General features: G+C 65.9%; 19 protein-coding genes. 10 read left to right on the forward strand and 9 right to left on the reverse strand.

What is annotated here, in order from left to right; genetic code table 11:
• Positions 1 to 58: 58 nt before the first annotated feature.
• The 5 genes from PKE80_RS05705 to PKE80_RS05725 form a co-directional block, all read right to left on the reverse strand.
• Positions 59 to 844 (reverse strand): enoyl-CoA hydratase-related protein, encoded by a 786-nt coding sequence (locus PKE80_RS05705; RefSeq protein ID WP_271181671.1) that lies wholly within the window; start codon positions 842 to 844, stop codon positions 59 to 61.
• Positions 841 to 1,884 (reverse strand): enoyl-CoA hydratase/isomerase family protein, encoded by a 1,044-nt coding sequence (locus tag PKE80_RS05710; RefSeq protein ID WP_271181672.1) that lies wholly within the window; start codon positions 1,882 to 1,884, stop codon positions 841 to 843. The genes PKE80_RS05705 and PKE80_RS05710 overlap by 4 nt, the downstream gene beginning before the upstream one ends.
• A 9-nt stretch (positions 1,885 to 1,893) precedes the next feature.
• Positions 1,894 to 3,036, reverse strand: a complete 1,143-nt coding sequence (locus tag PKE80_RS05715; RefSeq protein WP_271181673.1) for an acyl-CoA dehydrogenase family protein — start codon at positions 3,034 to 3,036, stop codon at positions 1,894 to 1,896.
• Between the two features lie 28 nt (positions 3,037 to 3,064).
• Positions 3,065 to 3,577 (reverse strand): hypothetical protein, encoded by a 513-nt coding sequence (locus tag PKE80_RS05720; RefSeq protein ID WP_271181674.1) that lies wholly within the window; start codon positions 3,575 to 3,577, stop codon positions 3,065 to 3,067.
• A 74-nt stretch (positions 3,578 to 3,651) separates the two neighbouring features.
• Positions 3,652 to 5,076 carry an aldehyde dehydrogenase family protein gene (locus PKE80_RS05725; RefSeq protein ID WP_271181675.1) on the reverse strand — a complete coding sequence of 475 codons (1,425 nt, stop codon included), beginning with the start codon at positions 5,074 to 5,076 and terminating at the stop codon, positions 3,652 to 3,654.
• 395 nt (positions 5,077 to 5,471) lie between these two features.
• On the opposite strand from PKE80_RS05725, the gene PKE80_RS05730 reads away from it, so the two are divergent.
• The 6 genes from PKE80_RS05730 (at position 5,472) to PKE80_RS05755 (ending at position 10,391) form a co-directional block, all read left to right on the forward strand.
• A complete protein-coding gene (locus tag PKE80_RS05730) occupies positions 5,472 to 5,960 on the forward strand; it encodes a flavin reductase family protein (RefSeq protein WP_271181676.1) in 489 nt (162 codons plus the stop codon).
• A 114-nt stretch (positions 5,961 to 6,074) separates the two neighbouring features.
• Positions 6,075 to 6,827, forward strand: a complete 753-nt coding sequence (locus PKE80_RS05735; RefSeq protein ID WP_271181677.1) for an SDR family NAD(P)-dependent oxidoreductase — start codon at positions 6,075 to 6,077, stop codon at positions 6,825 to 6,827.
• 118 nt (positions 6,828 to 6,945) lie between these two features.
• Complete coding sequence (locus tag PKE80_RS05740; protein WP_271181678.1) at positions 6,946 to 7,650, forward strand: alpha/beta fold hydrolase; 705 nt, start codon at positions 6,946 to 6,948, stop codon at positions 7,648 to 7,650.
• A 70-nt stretch (positions 7,651 to 7,720) separates the two neighbouring features.
• Positions 7,721 to 8,725, forward strand: a complete 1,005-nt coding sequence (locus tag PKE80_RS05745) for a TIGR03619 family F420-dependent LLM class oxidoreductase (protein WP_271182135.1) — start codon at positions 7,721 to 7,723, stop codon at positions 8,723 to 8,725.
• Between the two features lie 98 nt (positions 8,726 to 8,823).
• Complete coding sequence (locus PKE80_RS05750) at positions 8,824 to 9,228, forward strand: Zn-ribbon domain-containing OB-fold protein (protein WP_271181679.1); 405 nt, start codon at positions 8,824 to 8,826, stop codon at positions 9,226 to 9,228.
• On the forward strand, positions 9,228 to 10,391 hold the full coding sequence (locus tag PKE80_RS05755) for a thiolase family protein (protein ID WP_271181680.1): 1,164 nt from the start codon (positions 9,228 to 9,230) through the stop codon (positions 10,389 to 10,391). The genes PKE80_RS05750 and PKE80_RS05755 overlap by 1 nt, the downstream gene beginning before the upstream one ends.
• 168 nt (positions 10,392 to 10,559) lie before the next feature.
• Here PKE80_RS05755 and PKE80_RS05760 read toward each other — a convergent pair whose 3' ends face one another.
• Complete coding sequence (locus PKE80_RS05760; protein ID WP_271181681.1) at positions 10,560 to 11,747, reverse strand: acyltransferase family protein; 1,188 nt, start codon at positions 11,745 to 11,747, stop codon at positions 10,560 to 10,562.
• 173 nt (positions 11,748 to 11,920) lie between these two features.
• Between PKE80_RS05760 and PKE80_RS05765 the strand changes: the two genes are divergently transcribed.
• A complete protein-coding gene (locus PKE80_RS05765) occupies positions 11,921 to 12,961 on the forward strand; it encodes a substrate-binding domain-containing protein (RefSeq protein WP_271181682.1) in 1,041 nt (346 codons plus the stop codon).
• A gap of 128 nt (positions 12,962 to 13,089) precedes the next feature.
• Positions 13,090 to 14,001: a GGDEF domain-containing protein gene (locus PKE80_RS05770; RefSeq protein ID WP_271181683.1), complete on the forward strand. Its 912-nt coding sequence runs from the start codon at positions 13,090 to 13,092 to the stop codon at positions 13,999 to 14,001.
• Here PKE80_RS05770 and PKE80_RS05775 read toward each other — a convergent pair.
• Positions 13,998 to 14,780, reverse strand: coding sequence for an SDR family NAD(P)-dependent oxidoreductase (locus tag PKE80_RS05775; protein ID WP_271181684.1), 783 nt, complete (start codon positions 14,778 to 14,780; stop codon positions 13,998 to 14,000). The genes PKE80_RS05770 and PKE80_RS05775 overlap by 4 nt on opposite strands.
• A 144-nt stretch (positions 14,781 to 14,924) precedes the next feature.
• Between PKE80_RS05775 and PKE80_RS05780 the strand changes: the two genes are divergently transcribed.
• Positions 14,925 to 16,166 (forward strand): CaiB/BaiF CoA transferase family protein, encoded by a 1,242-nt coding sequence (locus PKE80_RS05780; protein WP_271181685.1) that lies wholly within the window; start codon positions 14,925 to 14,927, stop codon positions 16,164 to 16,166.
• Positions 16,167 to 16,303: 137 nt separating this feature from the next.
• Here PKE80_RS05780 and PKE80_RS05785 read toward each other — a convergent pair whose 3' ends face one another.
• Together PKE80_RS05785 and PKE80_RS05790 are read right to left on the reverse strand one after the other, a co-directional pair.
• Complete coding sequence (locus PKE80_RS05785; protein WP_271181686.1) at positions 16,304 to 17,086, reverse strand: enoyl-CoA hydratase-related protein; 783 nt, start codon at positions 17,084 to 17,086, stop codon at positions 16,304 to 16,306.
• 20 nt (positions 17,087 to 17,106) lie between these two features.
• Positions 17,107 to 18,087 (reverse strand): NAD(P)H-dependent flavin oxidoreductase, encoded by a 981-nt coding sequence (locus PKE80_RS05790; RefSeq protein WP_271181687.1) that lies wholly within the window; start codon positions 18,085 to 18,087, stop codon positions 17,107 to 17,109.
• A gap of 169 nt (positions 18,088 to 18,256) precedes the next feature.
• On the opposite strand from PKE80_RS05790, the gene PKE80_RS05795 reads away from it, so the two are divergent.
• The gene (locus PKE80_RS05795) at positions 18,257 to 19,432 is read left to right on the forward strand and encodes an amidohydrolase family protein (RefSeq protein WP_271181688.1); all 1,176 of its coding nucleotides are present in this window, start codon (positions 18,257 to 18,259) and stop codon (positions 19,430 to 19,432) included.
• The last annotated feature ends 16 nt before the right edge of the window (positions 19,433 to 19,448 follow it).

A 19,448-nucleotide genomic window follows, 5' to 3' on the forward strand; every position in this document is an offset into this window, starting at 1 on the left:
ACCTGTCTAAATCAGGCCCACCCCTGCCCCCTCCCGCAAGCGGGAGGGGAATGCGACGTTACTTGCCCTTCCACACCCCGGGGCGCTTCTCGACGAAGGCGGCCATGCCTTCGGCCTTGTCCTCGGTCGCGGTCAGCACCTGGAACATGCGGCGCTCCAGCACGAGGCCGGTGTCGAGCGTGGTCTCGAAGGCGAGGTTGACCATTTCCTTGTTCATGGTCGCGGCGAGCGGCGGCATCGCGGCGATCGTCGCGGCCGACTTCAGCGCCGTCTCCAAGAGGTCTGCGAGCGGCACGACCTGGCTGACGAGGCCCGAACGCTCCGCCTCGGCGGCGTCCATCATGCGGCCGGTGAGGCACATGTCCATGGCCTTCGACTTGCCGACGGCGCGGGTCAGGCGCTGCGATCCGCCCATGCCGGGAGCAACGCCCAGCTTGATCTCGGGCTGGCCGAACTTCGCGTTTTCCGAAGCGATGATGAAGTCCGCCATCATCGCCAGCTCACACCCACCGCCCAGCGCGAAGCCGTTGACGGCCGCGATCCAGGGTTTGCGGGTGGTCTTGACGACCTGGCTGGTCCAGCCGGCGAAGAAGTCCTCCGAATAGAACTCGGCGCTGGGCTTGTCGGACATCTCCTTGATGTCGGCGCCCGCCGCGAAGGCCTTCTCGCCCGAACCGGTGATGACCGCGCAGCCCTGCGACTTGTCGGCCTCGAAGGCGGCGAACGCCTCGATCAGCTCAACCAGAACCTTCGAGTTCAGCGCGTTGAGCGCCTGCGGACGGTTGAGCGTAATGAGCGTGACGCCGCCCTTCTGCTCGACCAGGATCGTTTCGTAAGTGCTCATAGGGGCTTCCATTCCTCTTCGGGGGAAAGCGGCGCGAAGATCGCGTCCAGCATCTCTTCGGTCACGCCTCCGGGCGTAGCCGGGTTCCATTGCGGGTTCTGGTCCTTGTCGACGATGACCGCACGCACGCCCTCGGCAAAGTCGGGCAGGACCAGCACGCGGCCGCCGAGGCGGTATTCCATCGCCATGTTCTGAGCGAACGTCTCCAGCCCCAGCGAGGCTTCGAGCTGGCGCAGCGAGACCTTGCAGGCCTGCGGGCTCTTGGTGCGCAGGGTGGCGAGTTCCTTCGCCGCCCATTCGCCGCCATCGCTTTCGAGCGAGGCCAGCACCTGCTCCAGCGTGTCGAAGGCGAAGTGCTTGCGGATCGCGCCCGCATTGGCGGCAACCTTCGGTTCGGGCGCCTTGACCGAGAGCGCGGCGAGGACTTCCGCGATGTCGTCACCCACGGCGATCCGGCTCTTGGCCTCGACCAGCGCTTCGGAGGGTAGGTAATGGGTGGAAAGGCCAGCCCAAAGGCATTCCGCGCCGTCGAAGCGCGCGCCGGTCAGTGCCAGGAACTGCCCCACGCGGCCGTCGAGGCGCGAGAGATACCAGCCGCCGCCGACGTCAGGGAACAGGCCGATCCCGGTCTCGGGCATGGCGTAGCGGGTGTTCTCGGTCGCCACGCGGTACTTGGCGGGCTGCGAGATGCCGACGCCGCCGCCCATGGTGATGCCGTCCATGAAGGCGACGATCGGCTTGTCGTACGTGAACAGCTGGTGGTTGAGGCGGTATTCCTCGAAAAAGAACCTGCGCCCTTCGACGCCGCCGTCGTTCAGCGCGGAATGGCGCAGCAGGTTGATGTCGCCGCCCGAGCAGAAGCCGCGCCCTTCGGCGTGGTCGATCAGGACGACTTCCACGGCGTCGTCGGTGGCCCACGCGGCCAGCTGCGCGCTCATCGCCTCGCACATGGCAAGGGTCAGCGCGTGGATCGCCTTGGGGCGGTTGAGCGAGATGATCCCTGCGACGCCTTCGCGCCGGAACAGCACTTCGTCAGTCATGACGGCCCCTTACTTGACGAGTTCGCGGCCGACGATCATGCGCATGACCTCGTTGGTGCCTTCGAGGATGCGATGGACGCGCAAGTCGCGCCAGAAGCGCTCGATCGGATAGTCCTTGAGATAGCCATAGCCGCCGAAGACCTGCAGTGCGCGGTCCACCACCGAGGAGCCGGTGTCGGTCGCGATCAGCTTGGCCATGGCGGAGAAGCGCGTCTTGTCGGGCGCTCCCGCCGTCACCTTGGCGGCGGCGAGGTAGAGCAGCGCGCGGGCGGCCTCCAGTTCGGCGGCCATGTCGGCGAGGCGGAACTGGGTGTTCTGGAACTCGGCGATCGGCTGGTCGAACTGCTTGCGGTCCTTGGCATACTGCACCGCCTCGTCGAGGCAGCGCTGCGCTCCGCCGAGCGAGCAGGCGCCGATGTTGAGGCGGCCGCCGTCCAGGCCCGCCATCGCGAACTTGAAGCCGTCACCCTCGGCGCCGACGCGGTTCTCGGCCGGGATGCGCGCGTCTTCGAAGACGACCTGCGCGGTGGGCGAGCTGTTCCACCCCAGCTTCTTCTCCGGCGCACCGAAGCTGACGCCGGGGGTGTCCTTGTCGACCACGAAGCACGAGATGCCGCGCGACTTGTGCTCGCCGGTGCGGGCCATGACGACGTAGACGTCGTTGACGCCGGCGCCCGAAATGAACTGCTTGGTGCCGTTGAGGACGTAGTGGTCGCCATCCAGCCGCGCCGTCGTCTTGAGCGCCGCCGCGTCCGATCCCGAGCCCGGTTCGGTCAGGCAGTAGGACGCGATCTTCTCCATCGACACGAGATCGGGCAGGTAGCGGTCCTTGAGCTGCTGGTCGCCGAATTTGTCGATCATCCACGCGCCCATGTTGTGGATCGAGATATAGGCGCTGGTCGCCGGGCAGCCGTAGGACATGGCCTCCATGATGAGCGCCGCGTCAAGGCGGCCAAGACCGATGCCGCCGCTTTCCTCGGACACGTAGATCGCGCCGAAGCCCAGTTCGCCCGCGGCCTTCCAGACGTCGACGGGATAGTGATGCTTCTCGTCCCACTCCGCCGCGAAGGGGGTGATCCGGTCGGCGGTGAACCGCTGCGCCGTTTCCTGGATCGCGAGCTGGTCTTCGGTGAGGCCAAACTGTTCGGTCATCTCTATCCCTGTTTCGTCATGGGCGCTGTCATCCGCAGCGGGTGTATGTAAGCGGTCCCGGCATCGCGTCCTTGCCGTAGTCCCGCCGGATCATCGTCTTGCCATCGTCCTGCACGTCGAGGACGACGTCGTTGGTCCAGCTCTGGCCTTCGCCGGTGTAGTCGAAGGTGCCCCGGATGCGGCTTTCGCCGGCTTCCTTGATCTCGCCCAGCTTGGCCACCGACTCGTAGAACTTGAGCTGGTCGGCCGAGACTTCGAGCAGGCCCTTCGCATCACCCTTGGTGCTGGTGCAGTCCGCAGGGACGAGGCCCCAGCGGCCGCGGATCGTCTCGGGGATTTCCGATGCGCTCGCCCCCTTATCTGCACCGAGGCCGCCAGCATCGAGCCCCGCTTCGCTCGCCTCGACCGGGGCGGGCGATTCCTGGAACACTTCCTCGGTCTCGGTCGGCGCCGCCGTGGTGGCGGTGGCGTCAGGCTGCTTCGAGCAGGCACCCAGCGCCAGCGCGGCGGTCAGGGCAAGAAAGGGAAGCGTGCGGGTCATCGGTCATCTCCATGCGCGGCACCGGATAAAGGTGCTGGAACGCTCCACCCCTCTACCCGGTTGCCGCACGAAGATCAGCCCACCAGTGCGATGATATCCTTGCCGAACAGCGCTTCGTCCGACGGGATCACCTTGTGCTGCGCCAGCGGCTTCGACACCCAGGTCTCGTTGATGAGATCGCGCCACGTCACGTTGTTGTTGGTGCCGTTGCCGCCCCACGAACCGCAGCCCAGCGAGAAGGTCTGGCGCATGCCGTTCCACACGTTGCCCGAGTTCGAGGCCGACTGCGGCTGGTTCACCATCACGCGGCTGGTCTTGGTGCCTTCGGCCAGCTTCATGATGTTGGCGTCGCTCTGCGAATAGATGCCGCAGGAGTGGCCCTGGCCCTGATAGCCCTGGATGGCGTTGGTCAGGCGGATCGCCTCGTCGATGTCCTTGGCGCGGTAGAGCGCCATGGTGACGGTCATCTTCTCGCCCGAGAACTTGTAGTCCGGGCCGTAGCCGGTTTCGGGCACGATGAAGAAGGCGGTGCCTTCAGGGATCGCGAAGCCGGCATAGTCGGCGATGAACTGCGCGGACTGGGCGACGACCTTGGCGTTGATGTGCTCGCCGTCTTCCCAGATCGCGTTCTGCAGCTTGGTCTTGTTCTCACCCTCGATGATGAAGCCGCCCTTGGCCTTCAGCTTTTCGAGCATGGTGTCGTAGATCGCGTCGAGCAGGATCACCGCATTGTCCGACGAGCACGAAGCGGCATAGTCCAGCGTCTTCGACAGCAGGATCTTGGCGGCGGCGTCATCGAGGTCGGCGGTGTCGTCGACGGTGATGACCGCGTTGCCCACGCCGACGCCCAGCGCCGGGGTGCCCGAGGAGTAGGCCGCCTTCACCATCGGCGTGCCGCCGGTGGCGAGGATGCGGTCGCACTGCTTCATGACTTCGTTGGTCTTTTCGACCGAGGGCTGCTCGATCGGGATCACGAGGTCGGCGGGCGCACCCATCTTGACCAGTGCATCGCGCATCAGGTTGCAGATCTTGGCGTTGATGAACTTGGCGCGCGGGTGCGGGCAGATGATGATCGAGTTGCGGCCCTTGACCGCGCTGATCGCCTTGATGACCGGGGTGGCCTCGGGGTTGGTCGAGGGCGAGAGCGCACCGATCACGCCGACGGGCTTCGCCAGCTTGACGATGTTGCGCTCGGGGATCTCGTCGATAATGCCGACCGACTTGTCGTCGATGATGTCGTAAAGGGTGGCGCGGGTCTTGACCGAGATCTTCTTGAACTTGCCCTCGTAGTTGCCGAGCTGGGTTTCCTCGACGGTCTCGCGGGCGATTTCCTCGTCCATGCCGGGCTTGCACACGGCGTAGACCATGCCGCGGATCCAGGTATCGACCTGCTCCTGCGTGGCGTTCTCGATCTGCGCCTGCGCGGCGCGCGAACGGGCGACCAGTTCGGCGACTTCGGCGGCGACGGGGGTTTCGGCGATCAGTTCGGCAGTAGCCATGTGCATCTTCCCTTAGATTTCTGCGCGCAGGTGCCCAGCAGACCCTGCGTTTACGCTGGCATCCGGATCACCCCTCGTTCCCCGAGTTAGGCGATCCGACACACCTTGCTCACCTGCACCTTTGGCGAGGCCTGCGCAAGTTTAATTAACCGAGCGATTAAATCGTAAGGTTGCAAAAACATCATCTTGATGCGCAGATCACGCAATGATCGATGGCCGGAGGATTTGCCCGAGAATAGTCGTCGCCCCTTGCCCGGCACAGGGGTTCCGGGCAGTAGAGGGCCGCAATATCGCGGAGGCGCTCCAGACCGGAGATGCCCGCCCGATTTCGACACAACCAAGATAGCCGGGTGGGCGGGGGTCGCCGCCGGGGCAATGGAAAAGGTGACAGGCGCGTGAGTGAGACGATCGATCCGGCAGAATTCCGCAAGGTGCTCGGCAGCTATCCCACCGGTGTCTGCGTCATCACCGCGCTGGACGAGGGCAAGCCCGCCGGCATGGTCGTCGGCAGCTTCACTTCGGTCTCGCTCGACCCGCCGCTGGTCGGCTTCTTCCCCGACAAGTCGTCGACTTCGTGGCCGCTGATCGAGAAGGCTGGCCACTTCTGCGTCAACGTCATGGCCAGCGACCAGGGGCCGGTCTGCAAGGCCGTCAGCGCCAAGGGTGACGCCAAGTTCGTCGGTGTGGAATATGCGGTTTCCGAGCACAACCTGCCAGTCATCGCCGACTCGATCGCCGCGATCGAGTGCAAGCTCTACTCGGTGACCGAAGCGGGCGATCACTGGTTCGTGCTCGGCCAGATCCTGCGTATGGAGACCGTGCGCGAGGACGAACCGATGCTGTTCCACCGCGGCCGCTACGGCAGCTTCGCGGAGAAGATGTAAGGGTTTTCGTCGTCCTGGCCTCGCTCCGGGACGACGTATCGCTTCGGCGGTTTGACTTTCCCGACCTACATGCTGTTCACATGTTCAGCATTACGATCCGGGAGAGTATTTCACATGACACGTTCGCTTGACGGCAAGGTCGCCGTGGTCACCGGCGCGGGTTCGGGCATCGGCCGGGGCATCGCGCTGCGGCTGGCCGAAGACAGGGCGGCCATCGCCGTGTGGGACCTCAACCCCGAAGGCGCCGCCGAGACCGTGTGCCAGATCGAGGCAGCGGGCGGCAAGGCTCTCGCCATCACCGTCGACTGCTCCGACAAGGCCGCGATCAAGGCTGCCGCCGACGAGACACGCGGCAAGTTCGGCGCCATCACCATCCTCGTGAACAACGCCGGTATCGCGCCCTTTACGCCGTTCATGGACGTGGAGGACGAAGAGTTCGACAAAGTCATCCGCGTGAACCTCAAGGGCCCTTGGCTGGTCACAAAGGAAATCGTGCCGGACATGCTGGCCGCGAACTGGGGGCGGATCATCAACATCACCTCCTCGTCCACGCAGTCGGGCTCCTTCGCGCAAAGCCATTACGTCGCCTCGAAGGGCGGCCTGCTCGGCCTCACCAAGGCGCTGGCGATGGAACTGGGCAAGACCGGCATCACCGCCAACATGATTCCGCCCGGCTCGATCGACACCCCAATGCTTCGCGGCGCACCGATCGACGCGGATGCCTACGGCGCCTCGCTGCCGGTCGGGCGGCTGGGGCAAGTGGCGGACATCGCCGCAGCGGCGGCGTTCCTGGCCTCCGAGGAAGCCAGCTACATGACCGGGCAGACGATCAGCACCAACGGCGGCCGATACATGGGCTCGGCCTGAGGGGGCTTGCTACGGCATCCCCGCGCGCTAGCGTGCCGGGATGCCGATTCCGTTTCGCATAGCCGTAGATGGCGCCGTACTTTCAGGAGAGCGACGCGAGGGTCCAGGCCCGCCTCTGGTGCTGGCCCACGGCTTCGGCGGATCGCGGCGCGACTGGGACCAGCTGGTTGCCGGGCTTGCCCCCGACCGCCCTTTGATCACCTACGACCAGCGCGGCTTTGGTGCCTCCGAAGCAGAAGGCGGTCCCTACTCCCACGCCGACGACCTGCTCGCCCTGATCGACGCACTTGATATCGCCGAGGCCGATCTTTGCGGCATGTCGCTGGGCGGGGCGACCGCCCTCAACTTCGCGCTCGATCACCCGAGGCGGATAAGGCGGCTGGTGCTGGTGAGCCCGCTGATGGTCGGCTGGACATGGACGAGCGAGTGGATCGAACGCTGGAAGACCATCGGCCGCGCCGCGCGCGCTGGCGATATGCAGCGGGCGAGAGACCTGTGGTGGAGCCATCCGCTGTTCGATGCGCTACGTGACACCTCTGCCGCAGCCGTCATGCGCGCATCGATCGAGGCATTCCACGGTCGCCAGTGGGTTCTCGACGAACAGCACCCTGCCCTCCCCGACAGCGAGCGACTGGGCGAGCTTTCCATCCCAACCCTGCTGCTGACCGGTGCGCGCGACACCGCCGACTTCCGCATGATCGGCGATGCGATCGCCGCCATGGGCCAGGACGTCACCCGCATCGACCACGAAGGCGCTGGCCACATGCTGAACCTCGAAATCCCGGAAGTCATTGCAAGGGAGATCGAGCGGTTCCTCATTTGACGAATGAAACTGCGGCAATCGCATCGCCCATGCGATCGGAGACGCCATCGCGTTGCCGCCCTTGCTGGGAATGGACACTCTTCTCGCGCGAATTGTGATCGACCGGAGCCAAACTGGCCGGCGGCGCACAAGGGCGGAGAGGAGAGCAAAAGACATGAAGCTGGGCTTCGCGATGCCACACATGCTGCGGCTCAAGGCGACGATGCAGCCATGGGAAACCGAAGTGACCGGCGCCGACCAGACCCGCCTTGCGAAATGGGCGGAAAAGCTGGGCTTCGAGATGATCGCGGTGCCCGAGCACCACATCATCCCGCGGAAGCACATCGAGCTTTCGGGCCCGTTCTACTTCAACGCCTACACCGCGATGGCCTATATCGCCGGAGCGACCGAGCGGGTGCGGGTCAATTCGTGCATCGCGATTCTGCCCGCCCAGAATCCGATTGTCACGGCCAAGGCGCTGTCGACGATGGACTGGCTTTCCAGCGGCCGGGTGACGATCACCTTCGCGGTCGGCTGGCTGGAGGAGGAGTTTGCACTGCTGGGCGTTCCATTCCACGAACGCGGTGCCATGGCGGAAGAGTACATCCAGGCGATCATCGTCCTGTGGACTCAGGAAAATCCTGAATTCGAAGGAAAATATGTTTCCTTCCGAGATGTCGCTTTTGAACCCAAGCCCGTGCAGAAACCCCATCTTCCCGTGTGGTTCGGCGGCGACGCCGATGCGGTCCTCAAGCGCGTCTCCCGCTACGCGCAGGGCTGGTGGCCGTTCCTGACCAAGCCCGAGGACATTCCTGCGCGCATCGACTTCATCCGATCGCGGCCCGACTACAATGGCCAGTTGGCGGACGTCTACTACGGCATGTCCACCAGCCGTGTCGGCGAGGGTCATGCGGTGATCGATGATCCCACGGCCCGCCCCGGACAGACCAAGCAAGAGATCATCGATCGGCTCGGATGGCTGAAATCCCTTGGTATTACATGGAGTTCCGTACCCATTCCGGCCCTCCCCGCGATCGCGGCCTACTACGACTACACCCAGTGGATCGCCGAGGAGATCATGCCCGCCATCCGCTGAGCGAACGTCGCCGCGATGCCTGACGGGGCATGCTTGACCTCAGGCACACAGCGGCACTTAACGGCACACAACGGCACAAAGGCCGGGGAGAGATGATCATGAGCCCACCAAGGCCAAGGCCCAAGCTGGATCAGGAGAACACTGCGTTCTGGACCGGCGGCGCCGAGGGCGAACTGCGGATCGTACACTGCGGCGACTGCGGGCAGTACACCCATCCTCCGCGCGTCCTGTGCCGTCACTGCCAGTCGGAGAACATCGCTGCCAGCGCCGTGGCGGGCACCGGCGTGATCGATACCTTCACGATCAACCACCAGCCCTGGGCCAAGGATCTGCCCGTCCCCTACGTCATCGCCCGCGTCGCGCTCGACGGGGTGCCGGGAGTCTACCTCACCACCAACATCGTCAACTGCCCGGTCGATGCCGTGGCGTTCGGCGACCCCGTGCGCGTCCTGTTCGAGGAACAGGACGGCATATTCTATCCCCTCTTCGAGCGAGCGATCTGATGGCACGCGAAGCCTACATCACCGGCGTCGGCCAGTCCGAGGTCGGCGTTCGCCTGACGCGCCATCCGCTGCTGCTGACGCTCGACGCCGCGAAGGAGGCGATCGCCGAGGCGGGCCTCACCTTCGGGCAGATCGACGGCGTGTTCTCCTTCCCCGGCAAGGTCAACGGCTACCTCGCTTTCTCGCCTGTCGGCACCGACGAGGTGATCGAGGCGCTGGGCATCAAGTCGAAGTGGCAGATGGGCGGCATGGAGCAGCCCGCGCAGCTTTCCGCCATCGGCATGGCGGCCTGGGCGGTGAAGCAGGGCATCTGCCGCCACGTCCTGTGCTTTCGCACCGTCTACGAGGCGGGCGGCATGGCCGACCCCGCCACCTATATGCCGCCGCGACCAGACACCGTCTCGGGAGCCTCGCAGTGGACCAGCCCGTTCTGGGCGACGTCGGCCGCCTGCTGGACCGCGCAATACGCCGCGCGCCACGTCCACAAGTATGGCCTGACGCGCGAGCAACTCGGCCAGATCGCCATCAACGGTTCGAAGAACGCCATGCTCAACCCGCGCGCGCGCGCGATCACCAAGGCGGAACTGACACTCGACACCTACATGTCGGCACGGATGATCTCGACCCCGCTGTGCCTCTACGACTGCGACCGCTTCTCCGACGCCTCCACGGTGGTGATCGTCTCGGCGGGCGACGCCCTCGACGAGATCAAGTGCGAGCCGATCCGCATCGCCGCGATGTCAGGCTCGGTGGACCGCTATTCGTGGGACCAGGTCGAGTGGCCTGCCGCTTACGATGCGGGCCGCGACCTGTGGCAGCATACCGACTACACCATCGACGATGTCGACACCGTGCAGTTCTACGACGGCTTCGCGTACCTGCCGATTACCTGGCTGGAGGGCCTGGGCTTTTGCGAGAAGGGCGAAGGCGGCCGCTTCATCGAAGGCGGCACGCGTATCGCGCGAAACGGCGAACTGCCGCTCAACACGGCGGGCGGCCAGTTGGGCGCCGGGCGTCTGCATGGCTTCGGTTTCGCGCACGAAGCTGTGACGCAGCTGCGGGGCAATGCGGGCGAACGGCAAATCCCGGGCGACCCGAAGGTGGCAGTGGCTACGTCCGGCGGTGGACCGCTGGCGGCAGCGCTGCTGCTGGCAAAGGACTGAACGGCTCCGGCCTCGCGGGCTCTCCTCCTGCGGGGCCGGGGATGGCATTTCCATTTTTCGTGGACACGCTTCTTCATTGCGAGCGTAGCGAAGCAATCCAGAGCGGCTCAAAACTGCCCTGGATTGCTTCGCTACGCTCGCAATGACGATTGAAGTTACAATGCGACGTCACACTACCGTCGACGGCAGCGTCTTCGCACCCGGCCGCTTCACCGATTTGGCGCGCTTGAGGCCGATCAGCGGGCGCAGCGGGCCGACTTCCCGCCCGACGAGGTAGAACAGCCAGGAACCGCCCGCCACCGTCGCGCACAGCACCAGGAATTCCGGCAGTGCCGTCAGCCCCTTGTCGCGCAGCCAGTAGCTGACGAGCACCATGACGGTCTGGTGCGCGATGAACACCGGGAACACCGCCTCCGCCAGAGTGCCCCGCCAGCGCGCGTCGCGGTTCCAGAAGCGGTCGGCGATCCCGAACAGGGCGATCACCGTGCCCCAGCACTGCACCGACTTGGCGAAATCCAGCGGTTCCATCCACGCGCGCGGCGTCCGCACGTTGCCGGGGAAGTACCACGCTTCCAGCGCCACGAAGGCGTAACCGGCCAGCCCGACGACCAGCGCGGCCTTCCACTTCCGGGCGATCGCCTGCCGCAAGGTCTCGGACCCGCGCAGGAGGTAGCCGAACAGGAACATGCCGCCATAATGGAGATGCGCGCAGAAGTCGGTCAGCACGCTGTGGGTGTCGGTCCAGCCATCACCCGGCGCGCGCACGGCGTAGACGGCAAGGCACCCGAACGGCAGCAGCCACGGCCCGGAAAGGACCTTCTCCGCCCCACGCGCCAGTCCCGCGCGCCAGTGTGCAGGAAGCACCATCAGCGCCGCGCAGAGCACCACCGTGTAGGCGAGCAGGTAGATCACGAACCACAAGTGCATGATCGCCGGCAGGTTCTCGTGAATGACCCGGCGGAAGCTGAAGGCATCATGGAACAGGAAGTAGCCGTAGCCATGCGTGTAACCGCTGTTGAGCAGTCCCATGTATGGCTGCGGCGGCACGATCACCGTCAGGCCAAACAGCAGCGGTATGCCGAGCCGCAGCAACCGGCTCTTGAGGAAGGCCCCGGCGTCCCGCTCCTTCGCGAACAGCGCCGCGCTGGCATATCCCGAAATCGCGAAGAGCAGCGCCAGCCGCCAGGCGCTCAGTCCCAGCAGCGGGATTTCGGCCCACCACACCACCCCGCGCGAGGGCGTCTGGTAGCCCCAGGGCGTGAATGAAAATCCGACGTGGTAGAAGATCAGCATCACGAAAGCGCCCACGCGCAGCCAATCCATTCCGTAGTGGCGCTGGCTGGGGGCGGGGTTCATCGCAATCCGTCAAGTCTTCGGCCCGCCACGCGGGTCAGGGGTGCCCGCATGCAGCGGCGTATAATTGTCGGGGGCTCATTAGGCGCGTTGTCACCGCTCTGCAATCGCGCGCTTGTAACAGAGGGTATCCGGGATGCCGCCGCGCATTTCGTCGGTTCCGGAGGCAACTGTGGTTGGTACGCCGTGCCGAAACGCCGAACATCGCAGGCATGACGTCCCCCGAAACGACCGTAGCCACCCGGCCGACCCGCAGGCGCCCCGCCAGTTCGATCGAACGCGCCGCTATCGAACCGTGCGTGACAGAACGGGCCGGGATGGAACGAGCTGCCTACGTTCCCGACTTTCGCGGGCCATTACGCTCGCCGGAATGCGCCGATCCGGTGCCTGCGAACCATGCCCTCGTGCTGCTTGTGCATGACGGAAGCGAGCACGCCATCCGGGACGCCGTGCAGGATGCGATGGCAAAAGCCATGGCAAACGCCGTGGAGGCCGGGACGCATCTGTTCGCCCCACATGTTCTGGGCGCGAATGCCATGAAGCCTGACGGGATCCCCGCAGCTTTCGCACGGCTACTGGCAAGGCACCGGCCCGCGGGCGTGGTGTTGATGCCTCCCCTTTCCGCACGCGAGGATCTGGCCGACTTGTGCCTCCGCGCACAGGCGCGCTGTCTTCGGGTCGGCGCCCAGCCCGGCCTGTCCTGCGACGAGCGCGGCGGCGCAGCACTTGTCGTGCGCCGCCTCGTGACGCTCGGCCATACGCGGATCGGTCTCGTCGCCGGCCCGGAAAGCTCGGCCGGAGCCCGGCAGCGGGAGCTCGGCTATCTTGACGCCATGGCCGAACTCGGGCTCGATCGTGGCCCCGCTCTGATCGTACCGGGCGACAACAGTTTCGAATCCGGCATCGCGGCCGGACGGCTGCTCTTGGAAATAAGCCCTCGCCCCACCGCCATCCTCGCCTGCAACGACGAGATGGCCGCCGGCGTCCTCCACGCCGCGGCGCAGGACGATGTGCCGGTTCCCCAAGCACTGTCCGTTGTCGGGTTTGACGATACCTCCCTCGCCCACCGCCTCCTCCCGCCGCTCGCCTCGGTCCACGTGCCGTGGAACCGCATCGGCGAAGAGGCCGCGAAGTGGATACTGGCAGAAAGTTCCGCCTCGCTCGAACCTTTCGAACCGCACCTGATGGAGCGTGCTTCGCTCGGCCCAATCGGATGAAATTCCCGACTTTGCCCCAACGGGCAAAGCGCTCGAATGAATGGCAGTTCCGTTAGGCAACATTTTACCATAAGAGATTAAACCATTGTGGATCCATTTGGCGGATGGATGGCGCAAGGGGGCCAATCTTGTATCTGCAGACTGACCGGCATCGCACCGCCATTCGCCCGTTGACCGACGGTCGCCTCGTGTCTCAGGCCGCTGCGCTGGTCGGCCTGAGCGCATGGAGCTGTGACCTTGCGACCGAACAGCTCGAATGGACCGAAGGCGTGTTCGACATCTTCGGCCTGAGCCACGACATGCACTTCGAACGCCGCGACACCGTCGCCCTCTATCACGAGGAATCGCGCGAGATCATGCTCCGCCTGCGCGCGCAGGCGATCGAGGCGTGCTCCGGCTTCTCGATGGAGGCGCAGATAGTCCAGCCGGGCGGCGAGACGCGCTGGTTGCGGCTGGCCGCCAATACGCGAGTGGAGAACGGCCGCGCGGTGCAGCTTTACGGCATGAAGCAGGACATCACGCAGGAGCGCCTGCAATGGGAACAGCTCCGCCGCCTTGCCGAGAACGACCCGCTCACCGGGCTCGGCAACCGCGCGCGGTTCCAGTCGGAGTTCCTCGACCTTCCCGCCGGATCGGAGCGACTCGCGCGCATCGGTGCGCTGGCGATGTTCGACCTCAACGACTTCAAGGGCATCAACGACCGCTGGGGCCACGCCGCCGGAGACGCCTGCATCGCCCGCTTCGGCGAGCGGCTGGCCACCGCCTTCCCCGGCGCCCGCCTGATCGCCCGCATCGGCGGAGACGAATTCGCGGCGCTGCTGCCCGCCACGATGCCCGCCGCAACGCTGGAAAGCGCCGTGCGCCGCCGCATCAACCGCCTCGTCACCCGGGTCGAGTGGCAGGGCACGCTGATCCCGATCGGAGTCAGTGCCGGTCTGGCCTTCATCGGCGGGTCGCCGGAGGCCACCTTCGCAGCCGCCGACGCCGCCCTCTATGCCGCCAAGCGTAGCGGCCGCAACGTGCTGCGGGTGGCGGCCTAAGCCCCCTCCGGCTCCACCCATGTCGTGCGGGTAACGCGGGGTGAGAGATACTTCGTTGCCGTCCAGCCGCCGTCCACGACGATCGACTGGCCGTTTATCATCTCGCTCCCCGGCAGGCACAGGAACGCGATGACCGAGGCAATGTCCTCCGGCTGCGCCAGGCGCGGATAGGGCGTGGTCTCGACGTTGGCGCGCTTGAAGCCCTCATCCTCGAAACGGTGGCGCACCATGTCGGTCATCGTCACGCCCGGCGCCACGCAGTTGGAACGGATGCCGCGCGGGCCGTATTCGCAGGCCATGTGCTCTGTCATCGACTTGAGGCCGCCCTTGGCGGCCGAATAGGCGCCGCCGCGCCGTCCGCCGATATGCGCGAACGTGCTGGTCACGTTGACCACGCTGGCGCCCTCCCCCAGATGCGGGATGACGTCGCGGCAGAGCCGGAACGGGGCGACGAGCATGATGTCGAGGAAGTCGTCGAGCGTCTCGTCGTCCGTCTCGTCGAGCGGCTTGGGGCTGCCGACGCCCGCGTTGTTCACCAGCGCGTCGATGCGGCCGAAGCGGGCCAGCGCCTGCGCGACGACGGCTCCGGGCGCAGCCGGGTCGGTCAGGTCGGCGCTGATGGCAAGGACGTGGTCGGGATTGCCGATCGCCGCCTCGAGCGCCGCCAGCTTGTCCTTAGAGCGGCCGACACCGACGATCGCGAAGCCCACGCCGTGCAGGATCTTCGCGGTTTCGAGGCCGATGCCGCTGCCCGCACCCGTGATGATCGCTACCTTCACTTCGACTTCCTCCACCGTTGCAAGGCCGTGTTAGCCGCCGCTCCGGCAGGCGTCGAACCGCCCGGGCGGTATTGCCTGAGCCCGCCTTGCCCCGCTGACGCACGGGGGTAGTCAGAAGGCTCAGACAACGAGCGAACAGGCACAATGAGCACACCCAAGGCCGCCCTCGAAGGCATCCGCGTCATCGACATGAGCCGCGTCTTCGCCGCCCCCGTCGGCGCGCAAATCCTCGGCGACCTCGGCGCCGACGTCATCAAGGTGGAGCGGCCGGGCGTGGGCGACGACGGGCGCGGCTACGGCTTCTCGTGGGTGCCCGGCAAGGACGGGATCGAGACGCGGCACTCCAGCTTCTTCACCGTGTCCAACCGCAACAAGCGCTCGATCACGCTGAACCATTCCCGGCCCGAGGGGCAGGCGATCCTGCGCGATCTGGTGAAGAACGCCGACGTGCTGATCGAGAACTACAAGGTCGGCGACCTCAAGCGCTTCGGCCTCGATTACGAGAGCCTGCGCGCAATCAACCCGGGCCTCATCTACTGCTCGGTCACCGGCTTCGGCCAGACCGGGCCGATGGCGGCGCTGCCGGGCTATGACGGGCTGTTCCAGGCGACCGGCGGCATGATGGCGGTGACCGGCATTCCCGAGGGCCAGCCGGGCTCCGGCCCGCTCAAGACCGGCCCCAGCCTCGTCGACTTCGTGACCGGCCACAACACCGCGCTGGCGATCCTCGGCGCGCTGATGCACCGCACCCGCTCCGGCGAGGGGCAGTACATCGACATCGCCCTGCTCGACAGTTCGGTGGCGATGGTCAGCCACATCATGCAGGACTACCTGATAAGCGGCAACGCCCCGCCGCGCCTCGGCAACGGCGGCAACGGCGGCGGCCCGGCGGACCTGATCCATTGCGCGGACGGCATCATCTACCTCACCGCCGGCACCGACGAGCACTGGCGCCGCCTGACGGTGCTGATGGATCAGCCCGAACTGAACGACGATCCGCGCTTCGATTCCAACCTGAAGCGCGGCAAGACCAATCGCGCCGAGTTGATGGCCATCATCAACGACTGGAGTGGCCGCTTCCCGACCCTGGAGGTTCAGGCCATGCTCGACGGCGCGGGCATTCCGGCGGCGCGCTACAATGAACTGGCCGACGTCTGGGAAGACCCGCAGGTGCAACATCGCGGCCTGAAGGCGACGACGCCGCATGCATGGGCGGAAAGCGGCTCGGTCGATCTCATCGCCAGCCCGCTCGCGAAGATGTCGGCGAGCCCGGCGACGATCCGCATGGCCCCGCCGATGCTGGGCGAGCATACCGACACCATCCTTTCGGAGCTGGGCTACGACGAGGCGCAAGTCGCCGCGCTGCGGGACGCGAAGGTGGTGTGAACGCCCAATCCTCCCTGTTCCGAAGGAATGGGGAGGTTGGCAGCCCGCAGGGCTGACGGAGGGGGCTGCTACCCCTCCACCACCGCCTTCGGCGGCGGTCCCCCTCCCCATTGCTGCGCAACAGGGAGGATATAGCCTCAGCGTCCCTTGAACGCGGGCTTGCGCTTTTCGAGGAACGCATTGACACCTTCGAGGAAGTCCTCGGTCCGCCCCGCCTCACGCTGGCCGCGCCGTTCCGCCTGAAGCGCGGTTTCAAGGCTGGAATCCAGCGCGTCCCACGCCATGCGCTTGATGAGGCCGAGCGAGCGCGGGCCGGTGGCCAGCCGCTTCGCCAGCTTCATCGCCTCGGCGTCGAGGTCGTCCTCGGGCACCACCCTGGTCGCAAGGCCCCAGTCGAGCGCGGTCCTGGCATCGACCTTCTCGCCCAGCAGCATCATCTGCACGGCGCGCACCCGGCCCACCGCCTGCGCCAGCAGGTAGGTCGCGCCGCCATCGGGCACGAGGCCGACGTGGCAGAAGGCGCAGAAGAAGTACGACCCTTCCGCCATCAGCACCACGTCGCCTGCCGCCGCCAGCCCCGCACCGAAGCCCGCCGCCGGCCCGCGGATCGCGGTGACGACCGGCTGCTCCATCGTCTTGATCTGCATGATGACCGGGTTGAACGCGCGGTCGAGCTGGCCGCCGATATCGCGCATGGGATCGGCCAGCATATCCTGCGCCGCCGCAAGGTTCGCGCCCGAGCAGAACGCCTTGCCCTCCCCCGTCAGCAGCACCGCGCGGGCATCGCGCGCCGCCACGTCGAGGGCGTGGACCATCTCAAGCCCCATCGCCTCGGTGACGCCGTTCATGGTCTTGGGATCGTTGAGGGAAATGCGCGCGACGCCGTCCTCCAGCGAATAGAGGATGTGCTCGTAACTCATGGAATCTCCCTCTCCGTCGATCAGGCGAGCATGGCGCCCAGGCGTTCCTTCACGATTGCCTCGGCCTCGCCAACGATCCTTTCGATCAGTTCCTTGCAGGTGGGCACGTCATGGATCAAGCCCTGCACCATCCCGGCCCAGAAGATGCCCTTGGTAAGATCACCGCTCTGCAGTAGCTCGCGGCCCACCGCGCCCGCGACGAGGTGGCGGATATCCTCGAAAGTCGAGTCGGGCCGTTCGGAAATCGCGACCACTTCGTCGGACACGTCGTTCTTGCCGACGCGCGCCGAGTTCTTGAACTTGCGGAATATGAGGTTGGTGCCGCGCTCGTCGTTCTCGACGTACCTGGCCTTCACGTTGTCGTGGATCGGCGCTTCCTTGGTGGCGCAGAAGCGGGTGCCCATGTTGATGCCCTCCGCCCCCAGCGCCAGCGCCGCGACGAGGCCGCGCCCGTCGCCGATCCCGCCGCTCGCCAGCATCGGAATCTTCACCTTGTCCGCCGCCGAGGGGATCAGGATCAGGCCGGGAATGTCATCCTCGCCGGGGTGCCCGGCGCATTCGAAGCCGTCGATCGAGATGATGTCGCAGCCGTGCTTCTCGGCCGAAAGCGCGTGGCGCACGGCGGTGCATTTGTGCAGCACGGTGACGCCGTGGGGCTTCACCATCTCCCAGATCTCGCGCACCTGCTGGGTGCCCGCGGTCTCGACGATCTTGACGCCGCCGTCGATCACGGCCTGCGCGTAAGCCTTGTAGTCGGGCGGCAGGATCGTGGGCAGGACGGTGATGTTCACCGCGAAGGGCTTGTCGGTCATCGAGCGGCAGCGCTCGATCTCCTCGCGCAGCGCCTCCGGGCTGGGCTGGGTCAGCGCGGTCAGGGTGCCGAGGCCGCCGGCGTTCGACACCGCGCTCGCCAGTTCGGCATAGCCGACACCCTGCATGCCGCCCTGGACGATCGGATGTTCGATGCCGAGCATCTCGGTCACGCGGGTCTTGAATGGCATGGTTCTCGCTGCTCCCTATCGATGGTTGCATGCGGGGCTATGTCATGCGGCGCGGGGCTTCAAGCAGCGGGTGCGGGAGCGAGCGGGCATCGCGCCAGCGAATAACCAAGCGCTTGCTACATAATTTCGGAAGCGTATGATCCCCTGCAAACGAGAAGGGAGAATCGCCATGGCAACCGCCGCTCTGGAACCTGTTCAGGATCGGATCGAGGAACTGGGCATCAAGCTCATCAGCGCCGACAACCACATCAACGAACCCCGCAACCTGTTCATCGACCGCTTCCCCTCCCACCTGAAGGACAAGGCACCGCGCGTGATCGAGGGCCGCGACGGCGGCGAAGGCTGGAGCATGGACGGCACGCCGCCCAAGCGCACCTACGGCCTCGAATGCATGGCGGGCTACGACAAGAGCGAATACCGCATGTCCGGCCTGCGCCACGCGGACCTCAGGCGGGGCAACTACGATGGCGCCGCGCATCTCGCGGATATGGACATCGACGGGGTATGGGCCTCGGTGACCTATCCGGGTTTCAGCCCGTCGTTCTATACCCATCCCGATCCGGAAGTCGCTGCCGCCGGATTCGTCGCCTACAACGACTGGATCCTCGACGACTTCCAGTCCGCCGACCCCAAGCGCCTCTGCGGCCTCGCCATCAATCCGACCGAACTCGGCATCGAGCACGCCGTCGCCGAGATGCGCCGCTGCGCGAGGAAGGGTGCGCGGGCGATGTACATTCCCGGAAATCCGACGATCCCCTACAACCACCCCACGCACTACCACCCCGTCTGGCAGGCGGCGGACGAACTGGGGCTGACGCTGTGCATGCACCGCAACCACGGCGGCCCGCCCGATGCCACCGACTGGGACCGGCTGCAGGAGGACAAGGTCTCCATCGGCGGGATCGTGACGCGGTACTTCTCGTGCCTCAAGCCGTTCTCGTACCTGATCTTCGCAGGGATCTTCGACCAGTACCCGAACCTGAAGATGGTCGGCGCCGAGGTCGACTGCGGCTGGGCGCCGTTCTGGGTGCAGACCATGGAGCATCACTGGGAAATCCAGAACTCGTGGCATCCGGTGAAGCTCAGGCATTCGCCCACCGAGTTTATCGGCCGCAACGTCTTCACCACCAACGTGGACGACTACTGCGGCTACCAGATGATTCGGACCGGGCTCTGGCCGTGGCTGGCGAAGATGACGATGTTCTCGTCCGACTACCCGCACTCGGCGACGATCTGGCCGCATTCTCGCGACGTGGCGCTGAAGATGACGGCGGACCTGACGCCGCAGGACACCCGCACGACACTGTCGGAGAACGCGGCAAGGGTGTTCGGCTTCGACGTCTAATTCCTCCCCGAGCAAG

This window comes from Novosphingobium resinovorum (genome assembly GCF_027922145.1).
Lineage (GTDB): Bacteria > Pseudomonadota > Alphaproteobacteria > Sphingomonadales > Sphingomonadaceae > Novosphingobium > Novosphingobium resinovorum.